Here is a 19,248-nt window from a genome sequence, read left to right as displayed (position 1 = left end):
ATTGAGGGAACAAACTCGCATTTATGAAAATAAATAACTGAAATATTTTTTCTGAATATTTCAGCGGGAATTTTTTGCCAAAAATAAAAGGTATGAAAATGAAAAGTTATAAAGTAGCTGTCAGCTATGATATGTCCGGCTATATTTCAACACACCGGGAATGTGTGGATATCCTGAATACAGATTTTACTGATGTTGCTGTCATCGTTATTTCACTTGATGATATCCGCGACGGAAAGCTGGATTTTATTGAGCAGCACAGTTTTGAACAACCGGTTTTCGCTGTAATCAGTGATCATGAAGTCATTCCGGCAGATGTCATTACACGGTTAACCGGCGTGATTGATTTAAATAAAAAGAACGGTGAGTTATACAGTAAACAACTGGAAACAGCGGCGCTGAAATATGAAGAAAGTCTGTTGCCGCCATTTTTCGGCAGTCTGAAAAAGTATGTTGAGCAGGGTAATTCCGCTTTTGATTGTCCCGGTCATCAGGGCGGGGAGTTTTTCCGCCGTCACCCGCTGGGTAACCAGTTTGCTGAATATTTCGGCGAAAATTTATTCCGTTCTGATTTATGTAATGCGGATGTCTCCATGGGGGATCTGCTGATTCATGAAGGGGCGCCGTGCGCGGCACAACAGCATGCGGCGAAAGTCTTTAACGCGGATAAAACCTATTTCGTCCTTAATGGTACGTCGTCTTCAAATAAAGTGGTGCTTAATGCCTTACTCGCTCCGGGTGACCTGGTATTATTCGATCGTAACAACCACAAATCAAATCATCATGGCGCATTAATACAGGCGGGGGCAACACCGGTTTATCTGGAAGCGGCCCGCAACCCGTTCGGATTTATCGGCGGGATTGATGCCCACTGTTTTGAGGAAAATTATCTTCGCGGCTTAATTAAAGAAGTCGCACCTGAACGAACCGGTGAAAAACGTCCGTTCCGCCTGGCCGTAATTCAGCTGGGTACATATGACGGCACAATTTATAACGCACGTCAGGTTGTCGATAAAATCGGTCATTTATGTGACTACATTTTATTTGATTCCGCCTGGGTTGGTTATGAACAGTTTATTCCGATGATGAAAGATTGTTCTCCGCTTTTGCTGGAGCTGAATGAAAATGATCCCGGAATTCTGGTCACACAATCTGTCCATAAACAACAGGCCGGCTTTTCTCAGACATCTCAGATCCATAAAAAAGACAGTCATATTAAAGGTCAGAGCCGTTATGTGAATCATAAGCGTCTGAACAATGCCTTTATGATGCATGCCTCCACCAGCCCGTTCTATCCGCTGTTTGCCGCTCTGGATGTGAACGCCAAAATGCATGAAGGGAAATCGGGTAAGCGTTTATGGATGGATTGCGTGAAAACCGGGATTGAAACCCGTAAGTTGCTGCTCAAATCCTGTCAGCATATCCGTCCGTTCATTCCGGAAACTATTGACGGCCGTTCATGGGGCGATTTTGAGACTGATGTGATTGCCAATGATCTCCGGTTCTTCAATTTTGTGCCGGGTGAGCGCTGGCATGCCTTTGAAGGATATGAAGAAAATCAGTATTTTGTTGATCCGTGCAAATTACTGCTGACAACGCCGGGTATTGATGCCAAAACCGGTAATTATGAAGCGTTCGGTGTGCCGGCAACGATTCTGGCTAACTATCTGCGTGAAAATAATATCATTCCTGAAAAATGCGATCTCAACTCCATTTTGTTCCTGCTGACACCTGCTGAAAGCATGGCAAAAATGCAGCATCTGGTGGCTCAGATTGCCCGTTTTGAGCAATTGCTGGAACAGGATGCGCCTCTGAAAGAGGTACTGCCGTCTGTATATCATGCACATGAAGCCCGTTATCAGGGGTATACCATCCGTCAGTTATGTCAGGAAATGCATGATATGTATGTGAAGTTTAATGTGAAACAACTCCAGAAAGAGATGTTCCGCAAATCACACTTCCCGCAGGTCAGCATGTTACCGCAGGCAGCGAATATTGCGTTTGTACGCGGTAATGCGGAACTGGTTGCGGTGGATCAGATTGAAGGTCGTATTGCGGCTGAAGGTGCTCTGCCTTATCCGCCGGGGGTTCTGTGTGTGGTTCCGGGGGAAATCTGGGGCGGCTCCGTGCAGCAATATTTTCTGGCGCTCGAGGAGGGGATTAACCTCTTCCCGGGATTCTCACCGGAATTACAGGGTGTGTATATCCGCTGTGATGAAGATGGCCGTCAGCGGGCATACGGCTATGTAATTAAACACTGAGTTCGTTAATTCGTGCATGACGGAGTGCGGATGAGCGTGCTCCGTCAGCCGGGGAGAAATATGATGAGTGCTTCAAAGAATAAAATGAGCGTATTACAGCTCACTATATTAACCGCAGTGAATATGATGGGATCCGGCATCATTATGCTGCCGACAAAACTGGCGGAAGTGGGGACGGTTTCTATTCTGTCATGGCTTGTGACCGCTGTCGGCTCTATGGCACTGGCTTATGCATTTGCCAAGTGTGGTATGTACAGCCGCCGCAGCGGAGGGATGGGGGGTTACGCGGAATACGCATTCGGTAAATCCGGTAACTTTATGGCGAATTATACCTATGGTGTTTCTCTGCTGATTGCAAACGTTGCGATCGCGATTTCAGCTGTCGGTTATGGCGCTGAACTGATGGATGCGGCGATGACGCCGCTGGGTATCTGTATTGCCACAATTGTTGTGTTGTGGATTTGTACGGTGGCAAACTTCGGCGGCGCACGGATCACCGGACGGATCAGCAGTGTGACTGTCTGGGGGGTTATTATTCCGGTTGTTGGTATTTCGGTTATCGGCTGGTGGTGGTTCAGCCCTGAACTGTATGTTAATTCCTGGAACCCGCATAATTTTCCGCTTTTTGAGGCGGTCGGTTCCTCTATTGCGATGACATTATGGGCATTTTTAGGAATGGAGTCAGCATGTGCTAACAGTGAGGCGGTTGATAATCCTGAGAAAAATGTGCCGATAGCGGTATTGGGCGGAACATTAGGTGCAGCGGTTATTTATATCGTATCAACAAACGTCATCGCCGGTATTGTACCGAATATGGATCTGGCAAACTCTACTGCGCCGTTTGGCCTGGCATTCTCACAAATGTTTACGCCGGGGGTAGGTAAGGTTGTTATGGCGCTGATGATTATGTCCTGCTGCGGTTCATTATTAGGCTGGCAGTTCACCATTGCGCAGGTATTTAAATCATCATCCGATTCCGGTTATTTCCCGAAAATCTTTTCTGCTGTTACCAAAGCGGATGCCCCGGTAAAAGGTATGCTGGTTATTGTTATTATTCAGTCTGCACTGTCGCTGATGACCATCAGCCCGTCACTGAATAAACAGTTCAATGTGCTGGTTAACCTGGCGGTTGTTACCAACATTATCCCTTATATCCTTTCCATGGCTGCCATGATTATTCTGCAGAAAGTCGCCAATGTGGATCCTAAGAAAGCACGGACAGGCAATGTGATTGCATTTATCGGTGCTGCTTATAGTTTCTATGCGCTGTATTCATCCGGTGAAGATGCTGTGATGTGGGGGGCGCTTGCCACCTTCCTCGGCTGGACACTGTATGGTTTTGTTTCCCCGCGGTTTGAAATGAAACAAAACCAGGACGTAATGATGAAATAACGAACACTCTCCGGTGGGGTCCTCCCGTGAAGTAACGGCGGGAGGATTTTTTCCTGCAGCGAAACAGCCGGAATGTATACGAACAGCAACCTGTATATTCCGCATAACAGAGATAAAACGTAATGACAGCAATAATGACAAAGCCGAAACGGGGACGACCGCCAAAAAACCATGATGCAGGTACCGATGTAAAAGAAATATTGGTCCGCAGCGGTACGGAAGTGTTTACCGAAACAGGATATATGACGTCGGATATCAGCAGAATATTAACAAAAGCAGGTATTCCGAAGGGATCTTTTTATTATTACTTTGGCAGTAAAGAAAATTTTGGTGTGAAAGTAATACGTCATTATGACCGCTGTTTTTCTCATCTGCTGGATAAATGTTTGTCTGATACCACATTGCCGCCACCGGAAAGATTACTGACATTTTGCAGGATTGCCAAATCCGGAATGGAAAAATACCACTGGCAGCGCGGGTGCCTGATCGGTAATCTCGGGCAGGAAGTTGTCAGTCTGCCGGCGGGGTATTGCGAATTACTTAATGACATTATTACCGGCTGGCAAAAGAAAGTGGAAGATTGCCTTCTGGAAGCACAGGCACAAAGTCTTATTTCCGGAAATATTGATTGCAGGCAGATGGCGGTCTTTTTCTGGGCCGGCTGGGAAGGGGCGGTAATGCGTGCGAAACTGACCCGCAATAGTGAACCTCTGGATCTGTTTATTACTATTTTCATAAACCAGATACTGGCATAACAGCCGGAAAAGATGATAACTCCGGGCTGAAAAATGGTTTTCTCTGATAGCAGACGGCAATGCTTTCGGATACTATCTCCATCCTATGAAAGCCCGTAAACGCCTTGTTTTTATCATTATGTCCGGCATTATGCTGGTCTCTGTCCTGTTTATATCCGGGGTCATTCTGGCCATGGATAAAACACCGTATTACGATATTGACCGGAACGGGAAACCATTCGGGCACTCCGTTTTCACATTGTATGACGGCCGGGTTTATGCCGCTGTTCCGTCTGACGGGTATTTTTTAATCCCCGGTGCGGATCCGGACAGTTTCAGATTATTGCCTGACAATAACAACCATAATGGCCGGCAATTTGCAGCCGATAAATATCACGCCTGGTGCGGTAATCTTCCCGTTGCGGATTTTAATCCTCAGACGGCGGTCACCATCGGGAATGGCTATTTTACCGATGGTAAAAATACGGTTTTCTGTGCCCCGTATACCCGGATAAATAATGAACTGTCCGGTCTGCAGGAACTGTATCAGGAATGGCGTTACGGCTGGGGGCTGAGTGATAAGCCGCAGACTTACTATTATCCGCAGCAACCGTTGCCACCGTCAGTCACGCCTTACCGGATATTACCGGATTCCGGTCTTATCAGTAACGGAGAACAGGTTTTCTTTGACGGTAAATTAATGCCGGGGGCAAACCCGGCGATATTACGCCCTGTGTCTGTCCGGCAGGATGATAAATCAGTGCGTGAGAGCAGGGTATTTTATCACGACGGGGAACATGTTTATTATCAGCACCATTTATTGCCGCTGAAAGATACAGAATCACTGTATGGTTTTTACCTCGGTAATTTATTTCAGGAAGCCTATTTATTTGATCCGCAAACCGGTCAGGCAGCCATGAATAATATCGTATTCCCGCCGGAATATGCGCCTTACCGCGTGATCAGTTACTATGGTCAGCATGTTAATCAGGGGCTGTTTTTATCCCGGCAGGGCGTTTACTTTTATGACCGGAAAAAAGAAAAAATCCGCCGCGCCGGTGATAACCCGCCGTTGCAGGATCGCTGTCAGGAAATATCACCGCTGATTTTCACCTGCGGTAATGAAACCCGGTATTTGCGGGGGGCGGAATCATGGGGCGGCCGGAAATCACCGGGGCTGATTTCCCGCAGTACGATACTTTATCGTCTTGATGATAATACAGCGGATAACTGGGTGAAAGTCGGCGATATTACCTCTCACCATTACGGGGAAGTCTGGCAGAAAGGCGGGCAATATTATTATTTTGACCGGCTGGGAGCATCACAACTTATGCGCGGGCCAATCTATTTGATTCCGGATGATATAACCCTGCGCGCGTTACTGAGTGATGACCTCCGGGTGGATGATCTCCGGAAAATGGCACATGACGGGCGTTTGCAGGATATTTCCGGTACAGAAATTCTGAAAGCCACCACCCGTTATAAAGAGAGTATGTTCAGTTTCCTGAATTTTTCCGGAGATGATTAATCCGCAATTATGTATTTCCGGGTAATCTGTATAGTTGAGTAAATACAGCCGGATAATATTGACTCTGGAGCTTACTCCATACTTATACTTTAATCAGATACAAAAAGTACCCGTTAAAATTAACCACCAAAAGTAACTTTATCCATCTAATACGATATCCCGGAGGGATTATGAAAAAGTTATTATTAGCAGGATTGCTTGGCGGCGCGGTATTTGGTTTATCAGCTAACGTGTTGGCAAACGTGAATCATAACAATCAGTCGGCAGGCGGCGGGTTTGCTTCACAGACGGCACAGGTTGTCAGTGTTTCATATGCAAATAATCAGCCGGATGACAGCAGAGTAATTATCGAAGGTTTTATTATCAGGAATATCAGCCACAATCTGTATGAATTTAAAGATGACTCCGGTATTACCCGTGTAAAAATTGATAAAGATAAATGGAACGGACTCATTGTATCTCCCGATACTAAAATTCGTATTGAAGGCCGGATTGATAACCATTTGATTGATCATGAAATTAATGCAGAAAAAATCTATCCGGCTGAGTGATGCCCCCGGTTAAGGCTGCGGAATATGCAGCCTTAATCATCAGGAGAAAATATTAAAAAAGGAAAAAACATGAAAATCCTGATTAATCTTTTCCGATATTCATTCTTTTTAGCTCTGATTATTGTTGCTGTTATTTATCGTGATGTTCTTTTTCAGTTTTATAACCGGATTGTTTCCCAATCCGGTACAGTCTCTCAGATAGCGGACAGCATCAGCAGTATTATGGCCTTTTTTTAAATAACTGTGCTCATTCAGGCTTCTCCTGTTCCATTTGGAAGGTGATGTTATCAATATTAAATTTACTGTGAATACTATCCGTTAGTAATTTGCGGATAGTATTATGGTCAGCATCTTTTTTATAGATAAGGTGAGCAGTCAGTACATAGTTGCTTTGTGTTAATGCCCATAAATGAACATTATGGGCACTGACAATCTCGTCATATTTATTTATTTCATCAGTAATATCGCTGATGCGAATATTTTCAGGTGTGCCCTGTAACAGAATATTGATGCAGGATTTTAATAAAATCCAGGTTCTCGGGAAAACCATAAAACCGATAAGGACTGCAATAACTGAATCGACAATTAACCAGCCTGTCAGCCAGATAATTACCGCACCGATAATAACACCGACGGAACCCAGCATATCGGCCCAGACTTCAAGATACGCACCTTTTACATTCAGGCTGTCATCTTTACTGTTTTTCAGTAGCTGCATAGCAATCAGATTAACGGCAAGGCCGGCCGACGCAACAATAAGCATACCGGCAGACTGAATATCCGGTGTTGCTGAAATCCGGCGGTAAGCCTCGTATAACACATAGAAAGCAACCGCCAGCAAAATAACGGCGTTCAGCATGGCAGCAAGAATTTCGAAACGAACATAACCATAAGTTTTAAGATAATCGGCGGCTTTTTTTCCTGCACGGATAGCAATGAGTGCCAGCAATAATGCAAAAGCATCTGTCATCATATGCATGGCATCAGAAATAAGAGCCAGGCTGCCCGTAAGGTAACCGCCGATGAACTCCACCAGCATAAAAGAAAATGTTAATGCAAACGCAATACGTAACCGTGATTCCGGTAGTGATTTTATATCACCGTGCTCATGTTTATCACTCATGGGGTTTCTCCTGCTGTTTTCCGGTCTTCCGATCTGACTGGTCACAGAATAATAGTAAAATCTGATCGGTTCAGGGCGGTAAATCACAATGCTCTTATGCTGATTATTTTTGATTTTTCGGTACGTACAAGGATATTAGGTTATTGAGAATGAATTGCATTTGACAAATGCACTCAGATTCATAGAATAGCGCCATCAAAGGTCAATTCTCTGACCCGTAAGCGTTTACGTTAATCAACGCATGTAACTTTGTGCATTACAACGGTTATGTGTTGTTGTGTCGTCACTATACGGAGTCGTTTATGTCTTTTCAGAACAAAAACTATATTTCAGGTTTTCCGAAGCTGCCTCAGCGCGCGTTAATCTTCCTGGTTCCTTTTTTCTTATCACTGGTCATGAGTGGTATTGTTTCGTTTATCAGTACCGTCAAGGCGCTGGGGTTCTCGTGGCTGCTGGTTTCCCCGTGGCTGACATCATGGGGAATATCGTGGGCTATTGCATTTCCGACCGTCTTATTTGTTCTGCCATTCGCCCGCAAATTATCGTTATTACTGGTCAGAAGTTCATAATCACGGGATCTGAATCCCTAACCATTGCCGGAAGTGTTTTTTCCCTTTTCCGGTAATTGTCACTTCCCGGTATCCGGGTGTGCGGATCAGCCAGCCCTGTTGCTCATAATGGGCGAACAGGGCGGCGCCCAGATAGCCGCCGAGATGAAACCGGCGTTCGCTCCAGTCCAGACAGCCGCAGCAGAAAACCCGTTTTACGGTGCGGGCGGCAGGTAGTCCGAGGGCGGTCAGTGCAGATTCGCCTGATACCGTCAGCGCTGAACCATCAGCGGTTATCCAGCCTTTTTCCTGCATCGCATCATACACCGCGACTGCTGTTTCCCCGGCCAGATGGTCATAACAGGTTCTGGCCTGCCGTAAATGCGGCGGGGCGGAGGATTTGCGGATGGCAGCCGTCACCGGGATACCGGTAAGATTCATCATTTTTTCGATGATTTCGGCCACGTTTAATCCGGCCAGCTGATAATAGCGGTGACGCCCCTGCGGAATACAGATGATCAGCTTTCCGGCGACCAGTTTTGCCAGATGCGCACTGGTGGTGGAGGCACTGATATCAGCGGCAATGCTCAGTTCAGTTGCTGTCCAGGCTCTGCCGTCCATCAGGGCGCAGAGCATGCGGATGCGGGACGGATCAGCCAGTGCGGCAGCCACACCGGCGAGCGCGGTTTCTAACTCAGGTGTGTGTTCTTCTGACATATCAGCTCCGCCGATTATTCCTGCCCGAAATCATATTCACGGGTGATTTCAGCAATACGGATGCGGTAAAAAGAGAAAATATCCGCTTTACCTTCTTCCTGAGCCTGCCGGTGCTGCAGGTTTTGTTTCCATTTCAGCAGAGAGGCTTCGTCTTCCCATAATGAGAGCGATAATAATTTGCCGGGCGTGCTCAGGCTGGCAAAACGTTCAATGGAGATAAAGCCCTCAGCCTCACTGAGCAACGGGCGCAGCCCGGCGGCGATATCCAGGTAGCGGGATTGCTTGTCTTCCGGCATAGTCACTTCAAAAATTACAGCAAACATGGGGTTCTCCTTATGCAGTCCGGCTAATCATAACGGAAGCACAGAGAAAACACTTCGCTGAGTAACGAAATAAGAAAAATTACGTCCGGTAGCGAACCGCAATTGCCAGCAGGATTAAGACCACGCCGGTTATCTGCATCACCGGATGTGACGGCATGCCGTGTTGTAGGATATCGATAATAAAGCCGGATAATACCTGGCCGCAGATAGCCAGAATGGTGGTCAGTGTGGCGCCGAGCAGCGGCAGAATATAACTGTTTATCACCACGAAACAGGCACCGATAATCCCGCCGGTGAATGCGATCAGCGGAATATTACTCAGTGTGACGGGGAACTGCGGCAGGTAAAACAAAACAACCACACTCAGAAAGATAAAACCGGCAATATGATTAACCAGTGAGGCATAAAACGCATTACTGCTCTGAGATAATCTTCCGTTGATGCTGCGGCTGAAAATAATACAAATGCCATTTGTCAGCGCGATAGTAATATAAAACAGTAACATCATTATTTTCCTGCAATGATCAACATACAGCCGCTGAATAACAGCAGCAGCGTCAGCCCGTCACGGCCTGTTGCTTTGCGCCGTGTCAGTCCCATCAGACCAAAATGGTCGATAATCAGCCCTGTCGCTATCTGCCCCGCAAGCATCAGCACAATCGAGCCGGAGAGTGATAGCGGACTGTTAACGGTGATCGCCGCCAGCAGTACGGTAAACGCACCGGGTATCCCGCCGAGATAGCACCACAGCGGTATTCTTGTGCCGGCGCGGCGTGACGGCAGGTGTTTTTTCACTGTCAGCCAGATAATCAGGGCAACCACAGCGCCGATACCGTGTGTCAGCCAGGAGGCGTGCAGCGGGGAAGTAAAGGTGGATAAATAGCTGTTGCTCATAATCATCAGGGTGAGTAATACCCCGGAAAGTAAAGCAACCAGTGGTAACAGGATCTCTTTTTTCATTGTCATTTTTCACGTTATTGCGGACGGAGAGAGTATAGAGATTGCCGGTGCCCGGAATAAACGCTATAAACAGAAAAACAGAGTTTCCTGTGAGTTGACAATGAAGAGGGTGCTATGGATTTTTCGCTGTTACCGGTGTTTATTGCGATCACCGAGCAGGGGAGCCTGACAAAAGCGGCAGAGTATCTGCACATGACCAAGTCGGCGGTCAGTAAAAAACTGGCGGCGCTGGAAACACAAACCGGCATCCGGCTGGTCACCCGTACCACGCGCCATTTGCAGCTGACTGAAGCCGGGCAGCTTTATTACGCCTATCTGAAGAAAGCCCATCAGGCCGTGCTGGACGGGCAGGATGCATTGTCACATTACAGCCGTGAGGTTGACGGCACACTGAAAATCAGTGCCCCGGCGGTGTTCGGCAGTCTGCATCTGGCCAACATAATGCCTGAATTTTTACAGCGCTGGCCGTCATTACAGGCGGAACTGGTGTTTGATGACAAACTGACAGATTTGGTCGGTGAAGGGTTTGATCTGGCTGTCCGCATCGGTGAATTACAGGATTCCTCGCTGATTGCCCGTGTGTTATCTCCCTGCCGCAGTGTGTTGTGCGCGTCTCCCGCCTATCTGGCACGACACGGTACACCTCAGGATCTGACTGACCTGAAATCTCATAACTGCCTGTTTTACAGCTATTTTCAGGCCGGTCAGTCGTGGGCGTTTCTGCACCGGGGAGATGTCGTGCGTTTTACCCCGCAGGGGACATTGCGCGCCAACAACAGTCTGGCGCTGCATCAGGCTGTTTTACAGGGAACGGGGATCTGCCAGCTGCCGCAGTTTATCGCCGCACCGGATATCCGTGCCGGGCGGTTGATCCCGCTGCTGCCGGAATACCCGCTGCCGCTGCATCATATCTATGCGGTTTATCCGGATCGGGAATATCTGCCGAAAAAAGTCTCCGCATTCTTACATTTTTTGCAGGATACGCTGGGTACGGAAGGGCACTATCAGAAAGAATATGAACAGGATTTATCCTTTTTTAAGGCAGCGGAATAAAAACCGGCTACATTGGGTAAGGTAATCAGCCTGCTGTTTATATCATTTATTTTAATCTCACTGAGAGGGGTTATATGTCTCTGCAATTGTGGATCGCCAATAAAAATTACTCTTCCTGGTCGCTGAGACCCTGGTTTTTACTGAAAGCCCTGAATATCCCGTTTGATGAACAGCTGGCCACCTTTGTGCCGGGCGGAAGCAGTTATGAGAAATTTCTTCGTTTTTCCCCGTCCGGACTGGTGCCGTGCCTGGTGACAGCGGAGACCACGGTCTGGGATTCTCTGGCAATCTGCGAGTATATTGCAGAGGAGCACCCGCAGACCTGGCCGGCGGAAAAAACCGCCCGTGCATGGGCGCGCTCTGCCGCGGCAGAAATGCATTCCGGGTTTACCACGCTGCGCCGTGAGTGCCCGCTGAACTGCACAGAAAGCCGCCCGGCCGCAGAGATGACGCCGGAATTACAGAAAGAGTGTCAGCGTCTTGATCAGATCTGGTGTGAGGGATTAACCCGGTTCGGCGGCCCCTGGCTGGCAGGGGAAAATATCAGCGTGGCGGATGCTTTTTATGTGCCGGTGGCCCTGCGCGCACGGACTTATCAGCTGCCGTTTTCAGCGGCGGCACAGGCGTGGATTGATCGGATCCTGGCGCATCCTGCCATCATTGAGTGGTGTGAAGCGGCAGCGAAAGAAGCGAAAATCGACCACGACTGAATCAGGAAGGGCGGGGGATACGCGCCCTGATTGTTACTTAACGGCGCTGTCCATCAGGATAAAACGCGGTTCGGCGCGCTGATATTGATTAATGGCGGGTACCAGGCGGCGGAAGTGCTCACTGGCACAATGGGCATCCAGCGCGGCCTGATCCGGCCAGGTTTCGATAAAAATAAAGTGCCCCGGGTCTTTCTGATCGACAAACAGATCATAACTGATACACAGCGGCTCACGGCGGGTAGCGGCAACCAGTTCTTCATACATCGGCATCAGGATCTCAACGGCATCCGGCTGCATAAAATCTTCAGCAATCACTTTTAACATCGCGTTCCCCTTGTCCGGTGCGGACAACAACATGAAATATCTGCAAATGACTTCCCCGGCAAGCCGTGTAAATTCTGACTGATAACCAGAGCATAAATCACAACAACTACCGGTATAACATTGAGGGGGCAGAATGTCATTATCATTAATTGCAGCAATTAATCTGTTGAAATCCAAAAAATGGATCGACCTGACACACGCATTTAACGCGGATTCACCGCATTTTTTTATGTTTGAACCGGCGGAGTTTAAAACCCTGTTTGATTACCGCGACGGCTTTTTTGCCCAGCAGTTTACGTTTCCCGGCCAGTACGGCACTCATATTGATGCGCCGTGCCATTTTGTGCAGGGACGGCGCTTTGTGCATGAGCTGGAACTGAAAGAGCTGGTGCTGCCGCTGGTGGTAATTGATCAGTCCGCCAGGGCACAGCAGGATGCGGATTTTGCGTTATCCGCAGACGATGTGCTGGCTTTTGAACAGGTTCACGGGCGTATTGACAGCGGCAGTTTTGTGGCACTGCGCACGGACTGGAGCAAACGCTGGCCGTCACAGGCACTGATGGATAATAAAGATGCGGAAGGCAACAACCATATTCCGGGCTGGGGAATGGATGCACTGGAGTTTCTGTTTCGTGAGCGCGGGATCAGTGCCGTGGGGCATGAAACCTTTGATACCGATTCGGCGCAGGATTTCCGCAAAAACAGTGCGTTGCTGGCAGAATACTTTGTGCTGGATCAGGATGCGTATCAGATAGAGCTGCTGACTAATCTTGATAAAGTCCCGGCCAAAGGCGCGGTGATTTTTAATATCGTGGCAAAGCCGGACAATGCGGGCGGATTCCCGGTCCGGTCATTTGCGATTTTACCGGATTAACGCAGGGTGTCAGCGGAGATTAAACTGAGAAAAAGTCAGCTGGTTATTAACATAGAGCAGCTGATTGAGCTCGGCGGCAATCAGCGATTTCAGGTTACTGTCAGATAATGATTCCGGCAGTGACTGCCAAAGACGGGACAAAATAAATTCCTGTTGTTCGCCGTATTCATCATAGTGGGACAGGATCTGTAAGAGTGAGTCTCTGGTTATCTGTCCGGTATGTTTTGTTTTTTTCAGATCACAAATCACCGGAGTCAGTAAACTTACACAGATATCCCGGTATTCCTGACTTTCGGCAGGGAATGCCTCCAGTGTCTGCCATAACAACCGGCGTTCATCGGTAAACACAGGTGTAACAGCAGTTGTTTCAGTGTGACGGTACATAAATATCAATCCTCATGCGGTTATCAGGCAAATGCCGTTTGTGCGTTATTTCCCGTCGTGGTCACTATTTTATTTTTATTGGCATGTGTAATCAGATAAAAGGGATATTGCTATCCCTTTATCCGGTGTATTGACCGGTACTGTCAGCACCAGTGTATTTTATCTGCCGTCAGACAGATATTGCGGTTGTTCAGCCACAGATACAGCTGATTATCATCATTGTTATTTTTCAGCTGCAAAATCAGCTGCACGGCTGTGCGGAAATAGTCCGGAATGCCGTTATCCGGTAAGGGTTTATGATGATAAATAACATCACGGAATACATTAATAAAATGACGCAATGTGAACGGAATTTCCCGGCGGAGAGCATAAATATCCTGCTGTGTCCGGGAAAGATCCTGTGCGGATTCAGTGAGGCAGTTTTTAATATCTGACAGCTCTGTCTGTTCCGGTTGCGGATAATATGTACTGTACAGTGTATACAGGGCCGACAGCTGGCTGTTTATTATCCGGCTCCGGCTGTATTCTTCTTCCAGATCCCACAGCTTACGGTGTGCGTCTTTTATCCAGTGTTCATAAGTTTCATTTAATAACCAGCTCACCCAGTAACGGGATCCGGATAATATAATGGTGTCAGACAAACAGGTATCCCATTTATCAGGATAAGCCTGTATTGTTTGTCTGATCATGGTCAGGTCACGATACTGAAAAGGAATATTCCATTTCTTTCTGCGGCGGAACCAATCCGTTTTTTTTAAATAGTCTGTCTGCTGACGTGTCAGATATTTAGATAATAAATCATTCTCTTTACAAGCGTCTTCTGAGTTATATATTTCGTCACCTGACAGATAAAGATGACAGGTCGTTTTATTAAGCATAAATCCCTCTGGCTGAATAAAAGTGAAGCAAAGGAACGCAGCTTAACAGACCCGTTTTTTTCCGGTGTTATTTTTGTTTTCTGTTTTTATCACTATTCGTCAGTTTATATGATTACTCCGGGCTTTGCTGGGTGTAAATCCGAAACGCTTGCGGTAGCTCTGGGTAAAATACGACTGACTTGAGAACCCGGCTTCCATTGAGACATCAACAATACTCATCTGGGTATTGAGCAGAAGCTGGTGGGAAAATAATAACCGCCGTTCGCTGATCCATGCCCGTGGTGATGTGCCGTATACCGCACCGAACAACTCTTTGAATGTTGTCAGGCCCATACCGAATTCCCTGGAAAATTCATTTAATTTCCAGTCTTTCAGATAATGTTTTTCCATAAAGGTCTGTAAACGTTCCGCCTGGCGGTTACTCAGCTGGCGCAGTACCGACATCAGACGTGTGCCTTCCTCACTGAGGGCGATTATTAATAGTAATTCCTCCAGCTTCAGCTTTATCAGCGGTGACGGTGCATTATTACAGTAAGCATCATAAAATCCGCTGATACTGTTTTTCAGCATGGCGGACTGCGGGAAGTAAATGAGCCCGGATGTCGGGTCCGCAACGCGGTGAAGGTGGCTGAGAGTATCGGAAAAACGGTGAAGAAAATCACGCAAAAAATGGTTGTTCAGCGGAACCCATAATAAGTTAATTTCACCGGAAATATGCTGGTATGCATAGCTTCCCTGATTGGAGAAAATAACTTCATTGTCATTAAGGGTGTATGAGTTTATGCAATCCTGCCATTTCATTTTTCCGGACATCAGAAGGTAAAGACCTTTTTCCTGTTGTTCGGTAATATTGAAAATATCGGGCTCAACAATAACAGACTGTATCTCTTTATTATTGTCAGATGTCAAAGTACATGAGTTCATGGGCATCTCAGAGTAAACAATATGGCGTAATATTCGGAAATTAAATAACAGGGACAGTGTCAATCCATCCGATATAAATAATTATATAACTAATGTCGGACTTTTCTACTTGATACGTGGTTTTTATGACATTAACGGCTTTATTTATTGGTTTGGATGCTATTTTATTTACATGATGAATAACTTCACTGAATAACAAGTAGTGTCATTATGAATTATGTTTCTTAAATGGTATTATTTTGTTGTTATTATGTTTTCGATGGTGGGGTATATATACAATTCGTTATCATTGTATCTGTTTTATTGATGGGTATATTGAGCGTGAATTAAATAATACTGCTGTTACCGGCGAATGACAGAATATTACTCTGCACAAAATGTAATGATTGTTTCTGTTATGAAAATTTATGTTATCACCTTTAATTTTATGTTTTTATTATGCTGCATATAGCTGATTTAAATTTTTTGGGTGAATGTCAATCGCTATATTATTTATATGATGGATTATTCACGCGGGGTAACGCCACCTGACATGACAGATGATACGCCGTTTCGTGATGACTGTCCCTTGCACCACTCACCGTTTTTAATCATTATATAAAAAAATATATAGCGAGTGAGGTTACTATGTCGTCCCGTCGTCTGATGCTCTCTGCATTACTGTTCTGTTGTTCCGTCCCGGCCGCGATGGCCGCTGAGTTACATATGTATGCCGGTGCCGGTCTGCGCCCGCCGATCGAAAAGGTGATCAGTCAGTTTGAAAAAGAGACCGGTAATACGGTAACGGTGGAATATGGCGGTTCCGGACAGATCCTGACCCGGTTTGAACTGACAAAGCAGGGTGATCTGTTTTTCCCGGGATCGGCGGATTATGTGGAAAAACTGCAGAAAGAAAAACAGGTGACGGACAGTTATCCTATCGTCCGGCATATTCCGGTGATTGCTGTACGCAAAGATAAAGCAGACGGAATTAACAGCATTGCGGATCTTGCCGCAAGTAATCTGCGTATCGGCATGGGGGACCCGAAAGCCATTGCACTGGGCCGCAGCGGTGAGGTTTTACTGGATGCCAGCGGTTACGGTGATGCACTGCGGGAAAAAGTCATTGTCCGGGCGGCCACAATTAAACACCTGTCAATGTATCTGCTTAACGGTGAGGTGGATGCTGCGGTTATCGGCCGCGCCGACGCTATGAAAAACCGCGATAAACTGATGATTCTGCCGTCACCGGAAGGCAGCCCTGAAGAGGTGGCTACGCTGGCGGTGCTCAGCACCAGTGCATCTCCGGCAGAAGCAAAACAACTGGCGGAATATTTTTTCTCTCCGGAAGGGATCAAAGCCTTTACCGATTATGGTTTTCTGCCGGTCAGACCGGCTGATGCGCACTGATCCCGGTATTACTGATGTATCCGGTGATGAAATGGGCGCTGGTGCCTTTGTTACTGTTGTTGTGTCTGATTACCGGGTCTCTGCTGGCGTTACTGTTTCAGGTAACGCCGGCACTGCTGACTCAGCTGATTACCGACCCTGAATTTCATTTTGCGGTGCTGATGTCACTGGCGACCTCACTGACATCGCTGGTGCTGGCATTTCTGATCGCTGTACCGGCCGCCTGGGTGATGGTGCGGGGGGATTTCCCCGGCAAGCGGGTGGCGGATGCACTGTTTGATATCCCGCTGGTCACGCCGCCGCTGGTGATTGGTATCGGGCTGTTACTGCTGCTGGGCAGTCAGGGCCCGCTGGCCGGGGTTTTTCCGCAATTGGGGCGCTGGCTGTTTTCTCCGCTGGGTGTGATTATCGCCCAGACCTATGTCGCGTCAGCGGTGCTGTACCGTTCGGCGCAGGGAGCGTTTGCCTCGGTGGATCCGGCTTATGTCCGCACAGCAATGAATCTCGGGCTGACCCCCGGAAAAACCCTGCTGCTGGCGGAAATTCCGCTGTGTCTGCAGGGATTGCTGAGCGGCGGGATCCTCGCCTATTCCAGGGCGCTGGGGGAGTTCGGTGCCACACTGATGCTGGCCGGGGCCACCCGCTTTAAAACCGAAACCCTGCCGATGGCTATTTATCTTAATATTGCCAGCGGTGATTTTTCCCTCGCGCTCGGCTGCGCACTGATCCTGATGGCACTGGCGATTGTTCTGCTGGTCGCATTGCACCGGCTGAAAAGGCAACCTTCACATGCTGCACGTTGAACATCTGAGTGCAGGGATCCTGCAGGATCTCTCGCTGACACTGCCGCGCGGACAATGTACCGCGATCTGCGGTCCTTCCGGCAGCGGAAAAACCACATTACTGAACTGCATTGCCGGTTATCTGCCTTATCAGGGCACCATACGGCTCGGGGATGTTCCCCTGAATCCGCTGCCGGTCTGGAAACGTCCCTGCCGTTATCTTAATCAGCGGCTGTGGTTGTTTCCGTGGCTGACGGTTATGGGTAATTTACGGCTTGCACAATATGCCGCCGGGTTAAAGCGGGATAAATCACAGGCTCTGGCACTGCTGGATAAAATGCAGGTGGCACATCTGGCGGCGCGTTTTCCGCATCAGATTTCCGGCGGGGAACAGCAGCGGGTGGCACTTGCCCGCGCACTGATCTCACCGCCGGCACTGTTGTTGCTGGATGAACCGTTCTCCGGGCTGGATTGGGCGACCCGCAGACAGTTATGGCCGCAGATTAATCTGCTGAAAGAAGAAGGGATCACCACGATTCTGGTCACGCATGAACCTGAAGAGGCAGAGGCGCTGGCACAATACCGCTTAGCAGCAGAAGGCGGAAAAATCCGGGGGACGACAGGGGCTTGAGAGGGATAAAATCCTGACGTAATTGTGATATTTTTATTCTGCCCTCTTCAGTTAAGGTAAACACCTGAGAGGGCGGTGACGGATTGTAATGAAGGGATGCTGTCTCAGGGTACACGGAGTGTATCCGGCTATAGTCACCGCTTTCTCTATTTCCCTGATTACATACTGATACTGCTCTTAATCCGCCCTTTACCGGCGCGGCGGCTGCGTACAATATGCAAAAGTATCTTCCGTAACGTAAAAATACCATCACAAAGGTCTGCCATGCTTAATATTATGCTGACATCCCTTTGGTTTTTATGGGGATTGTTACTGTATGCAGTGATAGCCGGACACGCATCGTGGCCTGTTTATTTAACGGGTATCGCCGCCGTTATCTGTGCTATTACGATTCTCCCGGAAAGGAAAAGGAAAAACGTCATGTTCGGTAAGAAAAAACAAGCAGATATCCCTGAAGCGGAGCCGGTTGCGGCACCGTTGCAAAAAACCAGAGAAGAAAAAGAAGAAGAGGAACGAAAAGCAGCTGAACTCAGTGCTCAGGCAAATGAGATTACCCAACTGCTGTCAGCACGCGGTGAAGAAAAACAGCGCCCGCTGGCATCTCTTGAATCCCGCCAGCCGACGGTTATCAGCAAAGAAACCCGTCTGACCGGTGATATTGAAATCAGCGGTAACCTGCAAATCTGGGGTAAAATCAAGGGACAAATCAAAGCCCGTTCCGGCTCGGTCAGCATTATGCAGTCCGGTATGGTGGAGGGGGATATTTTTGCTGAAACCCTGCTGATTGACGGCGTGCTGACCGGAACCTGTACCGCCGAACAGCTGGAGATTCTTGATCACGGTGAACTGAACGGCGTCTGCCGGGCCTCGAATTTCTCTATCCGCAAAGGCGGTACCTTTATCGGCCAGTCAGAGCCGTATGCCCCTGCCGGTAAAGCAGGTGCCGCACAGGCACCGCAGTCCCGCCCGGAAAATAATAAACCGGCAGCGGTGACTGAGCTGAAGCAGTCTGAAAAAGCAGACACAGCGGCGGAGAAATCACAGGAATCCGCGCCGAAATCGTCGTCACAGAACGGCAACGGTAAAAACAAAGAGCCGCAGAAAGTCCCGTCTGTCTTTAAACGCGTGTAACCGCGCCGTCCCCGCGTAAATCCGTTATACT

General features: G+C 47.9%; 22 protein-coding genes. 13 read left to right on the top strand and 9 right to left on the bottom strand.

Going from position 1 to position 19,248, the window contains the following annotated elements; genetic code table 11:
• The first annotated feature begins 98 nt into the window (after positions 1-98).
• The 5 genes from speF (at position 99) to AB7038_RS10245 (ending at position 6,466) form a co-directional block, all read left to right on the top strand.
• Positions 99-2,261 (top strand): ornithine decarboxylase SpeF, encoded by a 2,163-nt coding sequence (gene speF, locus AB7038_RS10265; protein ID WP_369453266.1) that lies wholly within the window; start codon positions 99-101, stop codon positions 2,259-2,261.
• Between the two features lie 63 nt (positions 2,262-2,324).
• Positions 2,325-3,653 carry a putrescine-ornithine antiporter gene (gene potE / locus AB7038_RS10260; protein WP_214190377.1) on the top strand — a complete coding sequence of 443 codons (1,329 nt, stop codon included), beginning with the start codon at positions 2,325-2,327 and terminating at the stop codon, positions 3,651-3,653.
• 122 nt (positions 3,654-3,775) lie between these two features.
• Positions 3,776-4,408 (top strand): acrylate utilization transcriptional regulator AcuR, encoded by a 633-nt coding sequence (gene acuR / locus AB7038_RS10255; protein ID WP_368889037.1) that lies wholly within the window; start codon positions 3,776-3,778, stop codon positions 4,406-4,408.
• Between the two features lie 85 nt (positions 4,409-4,493).
• Positions 4,494-5,915, top strand: coding sequence for a DKNYY domain-containing protein (locus AB7038_RS10250; RefSeq protein ID WP_368889036.1), 1,422 nt, complete (start codon positions 4,494-4,496; stop codon positions 5,913-5,915).
• A 170-nt stretch (positions 5,916-6,085) separates the two neighbouring features.
• The gene (locus AB7038_RS10245; protein ID WP_368889035.1) at positions 6,086-6,466 is read left to right on the top strand and encodes a NirD/YgiW/YdeI family stress tolerance protein; all 381 of its coding nucleotides are present in this window, start codon (positions 6,086-6,088) and stop codon (positions 6,464-6,466) included.
• Positions 6,467-6,713: 247 nt separating this feature from the next.
• Here AB7038_RS10245 and AB7038_RS10240 read toward each other — a convergent pair whose 3' ends face one another.
• Positions 6,714-7,589: a cation diffusion facilitator family transporter gene (locus tag AB7038_RS10240; protein WP_368889034.1), complete on the bottom strand. Its 876-nt coding sequence runs from the start codon at positions 7,587-7,589 to the stop codon at positions 6,714-6,716.
• Between the two features lie 302 nt (positions 7,590-7,891).
• On the opposite strand from AB7038_RS10240, the gene AB7038_RS10235 reads away from it, so the two are divergent.
• Positions 7,892-8,158, top strand: a complete 267-nt coding sequence (locus AB7038_RS10235) for a DUF2798 domain-containing protein (RefSeq protein ID WP_368889033.1) — start codon at positions 7,892-7,894, stop codon at positions 8,156-8,158.
• Here the strand turns inward: AB7038_RS10235 and AB7038_RS10230 are convergent, their stop codons facing one another.
• From AB7038_RS10230 to AB7038_RS10215, 4 genes are all read right to left on the bottom strand, one after another.
• Positions 8,159-8,854 (bottom strand): ArsR/SmtB family transcription factor, encoded by a 696-nt coding sequence (locus tag AB7038_RS10230; RefSeq protein ID WP_368889032.1) that lies wholly within the window; start codon positions 8,852-8,854, stop codon positions 8,159-8,161.
• Positions 8,855-8,868: 14 nt separating this feature from the next.
• Positions 8,869-9,177 carry an antibiotic biosynthesis monooxygenase family protein gene (locus AB7038_RS10225; RefSeq protein WP_025152835.1) on the bottom strand — a complete coding sequence of 103 codons (309 nt, stop codon included), beginning with the start codon at positions 9,175-9,177 and terminating at the stop codon, positions 8,869-8,871.
• A 79-nt stretch (positions 9,178-9,256) separates the two neighbouring features.
• Positions 9,257-9,685 (bottom strand): DMT family transporter, encoded by a 429-nt coding sequence (locus AB7038_RS10220; RefSeq protein WP_369453265.1) that lies wholly within the window; start codon positions 9,683-9,685, stop codon positions 9,257-9,259.
• Positions 9,685-10,137 carry a DMT family transporter gene (locus tag AB7038_RS10215; protein WP_369453264.1) on the bottom strand — a complete coding sequence of 151 codons (453 nt, stop codon included), beginning with the start codon at positions 10,135-10,137 and terminating at the stop codon, positions 9,685-9,687. The genes AB7038_RS10220 and AB7038_RS10215 overlap by 1 nt, the downstream gene beginning before the upstream one ends.
• Before the next feature lie 114 nt (positions 10,138-10,251).
• On the opposite strand from AB7038_RS10215, the gene AB7038_RS10210 reads away from it, so the two are divergent.
• Together AB7038_RS10210 and AB7038_RS10205 are read left to right on the top strand one after the other, a co-directional pair.
• Entirely contained in the window at positions 10,252-11,190 is a 939-nt protein-coding gene (locus AB7038_RS10210) for a LysR family transcriptional regulator (RefSeq protein ID WP_369453263.1), read from the top strand.
• Positions 11,191-11,264: 74 nt separating this feature from the next.
• A complete protein-coding gene (locus AB7038_RS10205; RefSeq protein ID WP_369453262.1) occupies positions 11,265-11,900 on the top strand; it encodes a glutathione S-transferase family protein in 636 nt (211 codons plus the stop codon).
• Between the two features lie 33 nt (positions 11,901-11,933).
• On the opposite strand, the gene AB7038_RS10200 is transcribed toward AB7038_RS10205, so the two are convergent.
• Positions 11,934-12,224, bottom strand: coding sequence for a putative quinol monooxygenase (locus tag AB7038_RS10200; RefSeq protein ID WP_368889027.1), 291 nt, complete (start codon positions 12,222-12,224; stop codon positions 11,934-11,936).
• Between the two features lie 133 nt (positions 12,225-12,357).
• Here AB7038_RS10200 and AB7038_RS10195 point away from each other — a divergent pair, with 133 nt between their 5' ends.
• Positions 12,358-13,098 carry a cyclase family protein gene (locus AB7038_RS10195; protein ID WP_368889026.1) on the top strand — a complete coding sequence of 247 codons (741 nt, stop codon included), beginning with the start codon at positions 12,358-12,360 and terminating at the stop codon, positions 13,096-13,098.
• A gap of 9 nt (positions 13,099-13,107) precedes the next feature.
• Here AB7038_RS10195 and AB7038_RS10190 read toward each other — a convergent pair whose 3' ends face one another.
• From AB7038_RS10190 to AB7038_RS10180, 3 genes are all read right to left on the bottom strand, one after another.
• Positions 13,108-13,482, bottom strand: a complete 375-nt coding sequence (locus tag AB7038_RS10190) for a guanylate kinase (protein WP_368889025.1) — start codon at positions 13,480-13,482, stop codon at positions 13,108-13,110.
• Between the two features lie 143 nt (positions 13,483-13,625).
• The gene (locus AB7038_RS10185; RefSeq protein ID WP_368889024.1) at positions 13,626-14,360 is read right to left on the bottom strand and encodes a hypothetical protein; all 735 of its coding nucleotides are present in this window, start codon (positions 14,358-14,360) and stop codon (positions 13,626-13,628) included.
• A gap of 99 nt (positions 14,361-14,459) precedes the next feature.
• Positions 14,460-15,269 carry a helix-turn-helix transcriptional regulator gene (locus tag AB7038_RS10180; RefSeq protein WP_369453261.1) on the bottom strand — a complete coding sequence of 270 codons (810 nt, stop codon included), beginning with the start codon at positions 15,267-15,269 and terminating at the stop codon, positions 14,460-14,462.
• A 642-nt stretch (positions 15,270-15,911) separates the two neighbouring features.
• Here AB7038_RS10180 and modA point away from each other — a divergent pair.
• The 4 genes from modA to AB7038_RS10160 all read left to right on the top strand — a co-directional run bounded on the left by modA (position 15,912) and on the right by AB7038_RS10160 (position 19,217).
• On the top strand, positions 15,912-16,673 hold the full coding sequence (gene modA, locus AB7038_RS10175) for a molybdate ABC transporter substrate-binding protein (RefSeq protein ID WP_368889022.1): 762 nt from the start codon (positions 15,912-15,914) through the stop codon (positions 16,671-16,673).
• A gap of 14 nt (positions 16,674-16,687) precedes the next feature.
• On the top strand, positions 16,688-17,476 hold the full coding sequence (locus tag AB7038_RS10170) for an ABC transporter permease (RefSeq protein ID WP_108656508.1): 789 nt from the start codon (positions 16,688-16,690) through the stop codon (positions 17,474-17,476).
• A complete protein-coding gene (locus AB7038_RS10165) occupies positions 17,463-18,086 on the top strand; it encodes an ABC transporter ATP-binding protein (RefSeq protein WP_368889021.1) in 624 nt (207 codons plus the stop codon). The genes AB7038_RS10170 and AB7038_RS10165 overlap by 14 nt, the downstream gene beginning before the upstream one ends.
• Before the next feature lie 420 nt (positions 18,087-18,506).
• A complete protein-coding gene (locus tag AB7038_RS10160) occupies positions 18,507-19,217 on the top strand; it encodes a bactofilin family protein (protein ID WP_369453260.1) in 711 nt (236 codons plus the stop codon).
• Positions 19,218-19,248: the final 31 nt, after the last annotated feature.

Source organism: Morganella morganii (genome assembly GCF_041099235.1).
In the GTDB taxonomy this organism is placed as follows: Bacteria; Pseudomonadota; Gammaproteobacteria; order Enterobacterales; family Enterobacteriaceae; genus Morganella; species Morganella morganii_E.
The sequence above is the reverse complement of the archived record's forward strand: the minus strand, read 5'-3'. Positions and strand labels throughout refer to the sequence as shown.

Excerpts from the sequence above, each read along its gene's own strand:
- speF (WP_369453266.1), top strand. The coding sequence starts at position 99 with ATGAAAAGTTATAAAGTAGCTGTCAGCTATGATATGTCCGGCTATATT.
- potE (WP_214190377.1), top strand. The coding sequence starts at position 2,325 with ATGAGTGCTTCAAAGAATAAAATGAGCGTATTACAGCTCACTATATTA.
- acuR (WP_368889037.1), top strand. The coding sequence starts at position 3,776 with ATGACAGCAATAATGACAAAGCCGAAACGGGGACGACCGCCAAAAAAC.
- AB7038_RS10250 (WP_368889036.1), top strand. The coding sequence starts at position 4,494 with ATGAAAGCCCGTAAACGCCTTGTTTTTATCATTATGTCCGGCATTATG.
- AB7038_RS10245 (WP_368889035.1), top strand. The coding sequence starts at position 6,086 with ATGAAAAAGTTATTATTAGCAGGATTGCTTGGCGGCGCGGTATTTGGT.
- AB7038_RS10240 (WP_368889034.1), bottom strand. The coding sequence starts at position 7,589 with ATGAGTGATAAACATGAGCACGGTGATATAAAATCACTACCGGAATCA.
- AB7038_RS10235 (WP_368889033.1), top strand. The coding sequence starts at position 7,892 with ATGTCTTTTCAGAACAAAAACTATATTTCAGGTTTTCCGAAGCTGCCT.
- AB7038_RS10230 (WP_368889032.1), bottom strand. The coding sequence starts at position 8,854 with ATGTCAGAAGAACACACACCTGAGTTAGAAACCGCGCTCGCCGGTGTG.
- AB7038_RS10225 (WP_025152835.1), bottom strand. The coding sequence starts at position 9,177 with ATGTTTGCTGTAATTTTTGAAGTGACTATGCCGGAAGACAAGCAATCC.
- AB7038_RS10220 (WP_369453265.1), bottom strand. The coding sequence starts at position 9,685 with ATGATGTTACTGTTTTATATTACTATCGCGCTGACAAATGGCATTTGT.
- AB7038_RS10215 (WP_369453264.1), bottom strand. The coding sequence starts at position 10,137 with ATGAAAAAAGAGATCCTGTTACCACTGGTTGCTTTACTTTCCGGGGTA.
- AB7038_RS10210 (WP_369453263.1), top strand. The coding sequence starts at position 10,252 with ATGGATTTTTCGCTGTTACCGGTGTTTATTGCGATCACCGAGCAGGGG.
- AB7038_RS10205 (WP_369453262.1), top strand. The coding sequence starts at position 11,265 with ATGTCTCTGCAATTGTGGATCGCCAATAAAAATTACTCTTCCTGGTCG.
- AB7038_RS10200 (WP_368889027.1), bottom strand. The coding sequence starts at position 12,224 with ATGTTAAAAGTGATTGCTGAAGATTTTATGCAGCCGGATGCCGTTGAG.
- AB7038_RS10195 (WP_368889026.1), top strand. The coding sequence starts at position 12,358 with ATGTCATTATCATTAATTGCAGCAATTAATCTGTTGAAATCCAAAAAA.
- AB7038_RS10190 (WP_368889025.1), bottom strand. The coding sequence starts at position 13,482 with ATGTACCGTCACACTGAAACAACTGCTGTTACACCTGTGTTTACCGAT.
- AB7038_RS10185 (WP_368889024.1), bottom strand. The coding sequence starts at position 14,360 with ATGCTTAATAAAACGACCTGTCATCTTTATCTGTCAGGTGACGAAATA.
- modA (WP_368889022.1), top strand. The coding sequence starts at position 15,912 with ATGTCGTCCCGTCGTCTGATGCTCTCTGCATTACTGTTCTGTTGTTCC.
- AB7038_RS10170 (WP_108656508.1), top strand. The coding sequence starts at position 16,688 with ATGTATCCGGTGATGAAATGGGCGCTGGTGCCTTTGTTACTGTTGTTG.
- AB7038_RS10165 (WP_368889021.1), top strand. The coding sequence starts at position 17,463 with ATGCTGCACGTTGAACATCTGAGTGCAGGGATCCTGCAGGATCTCTCG.
- AB7038_RS10160 (WP_369453260.1), top strand. The coding sequence starts at position 18,507 with ATGTTCGGTAAGAAAAAACAAGCAGATATCCCTGAAGCGGAGCCGGTT.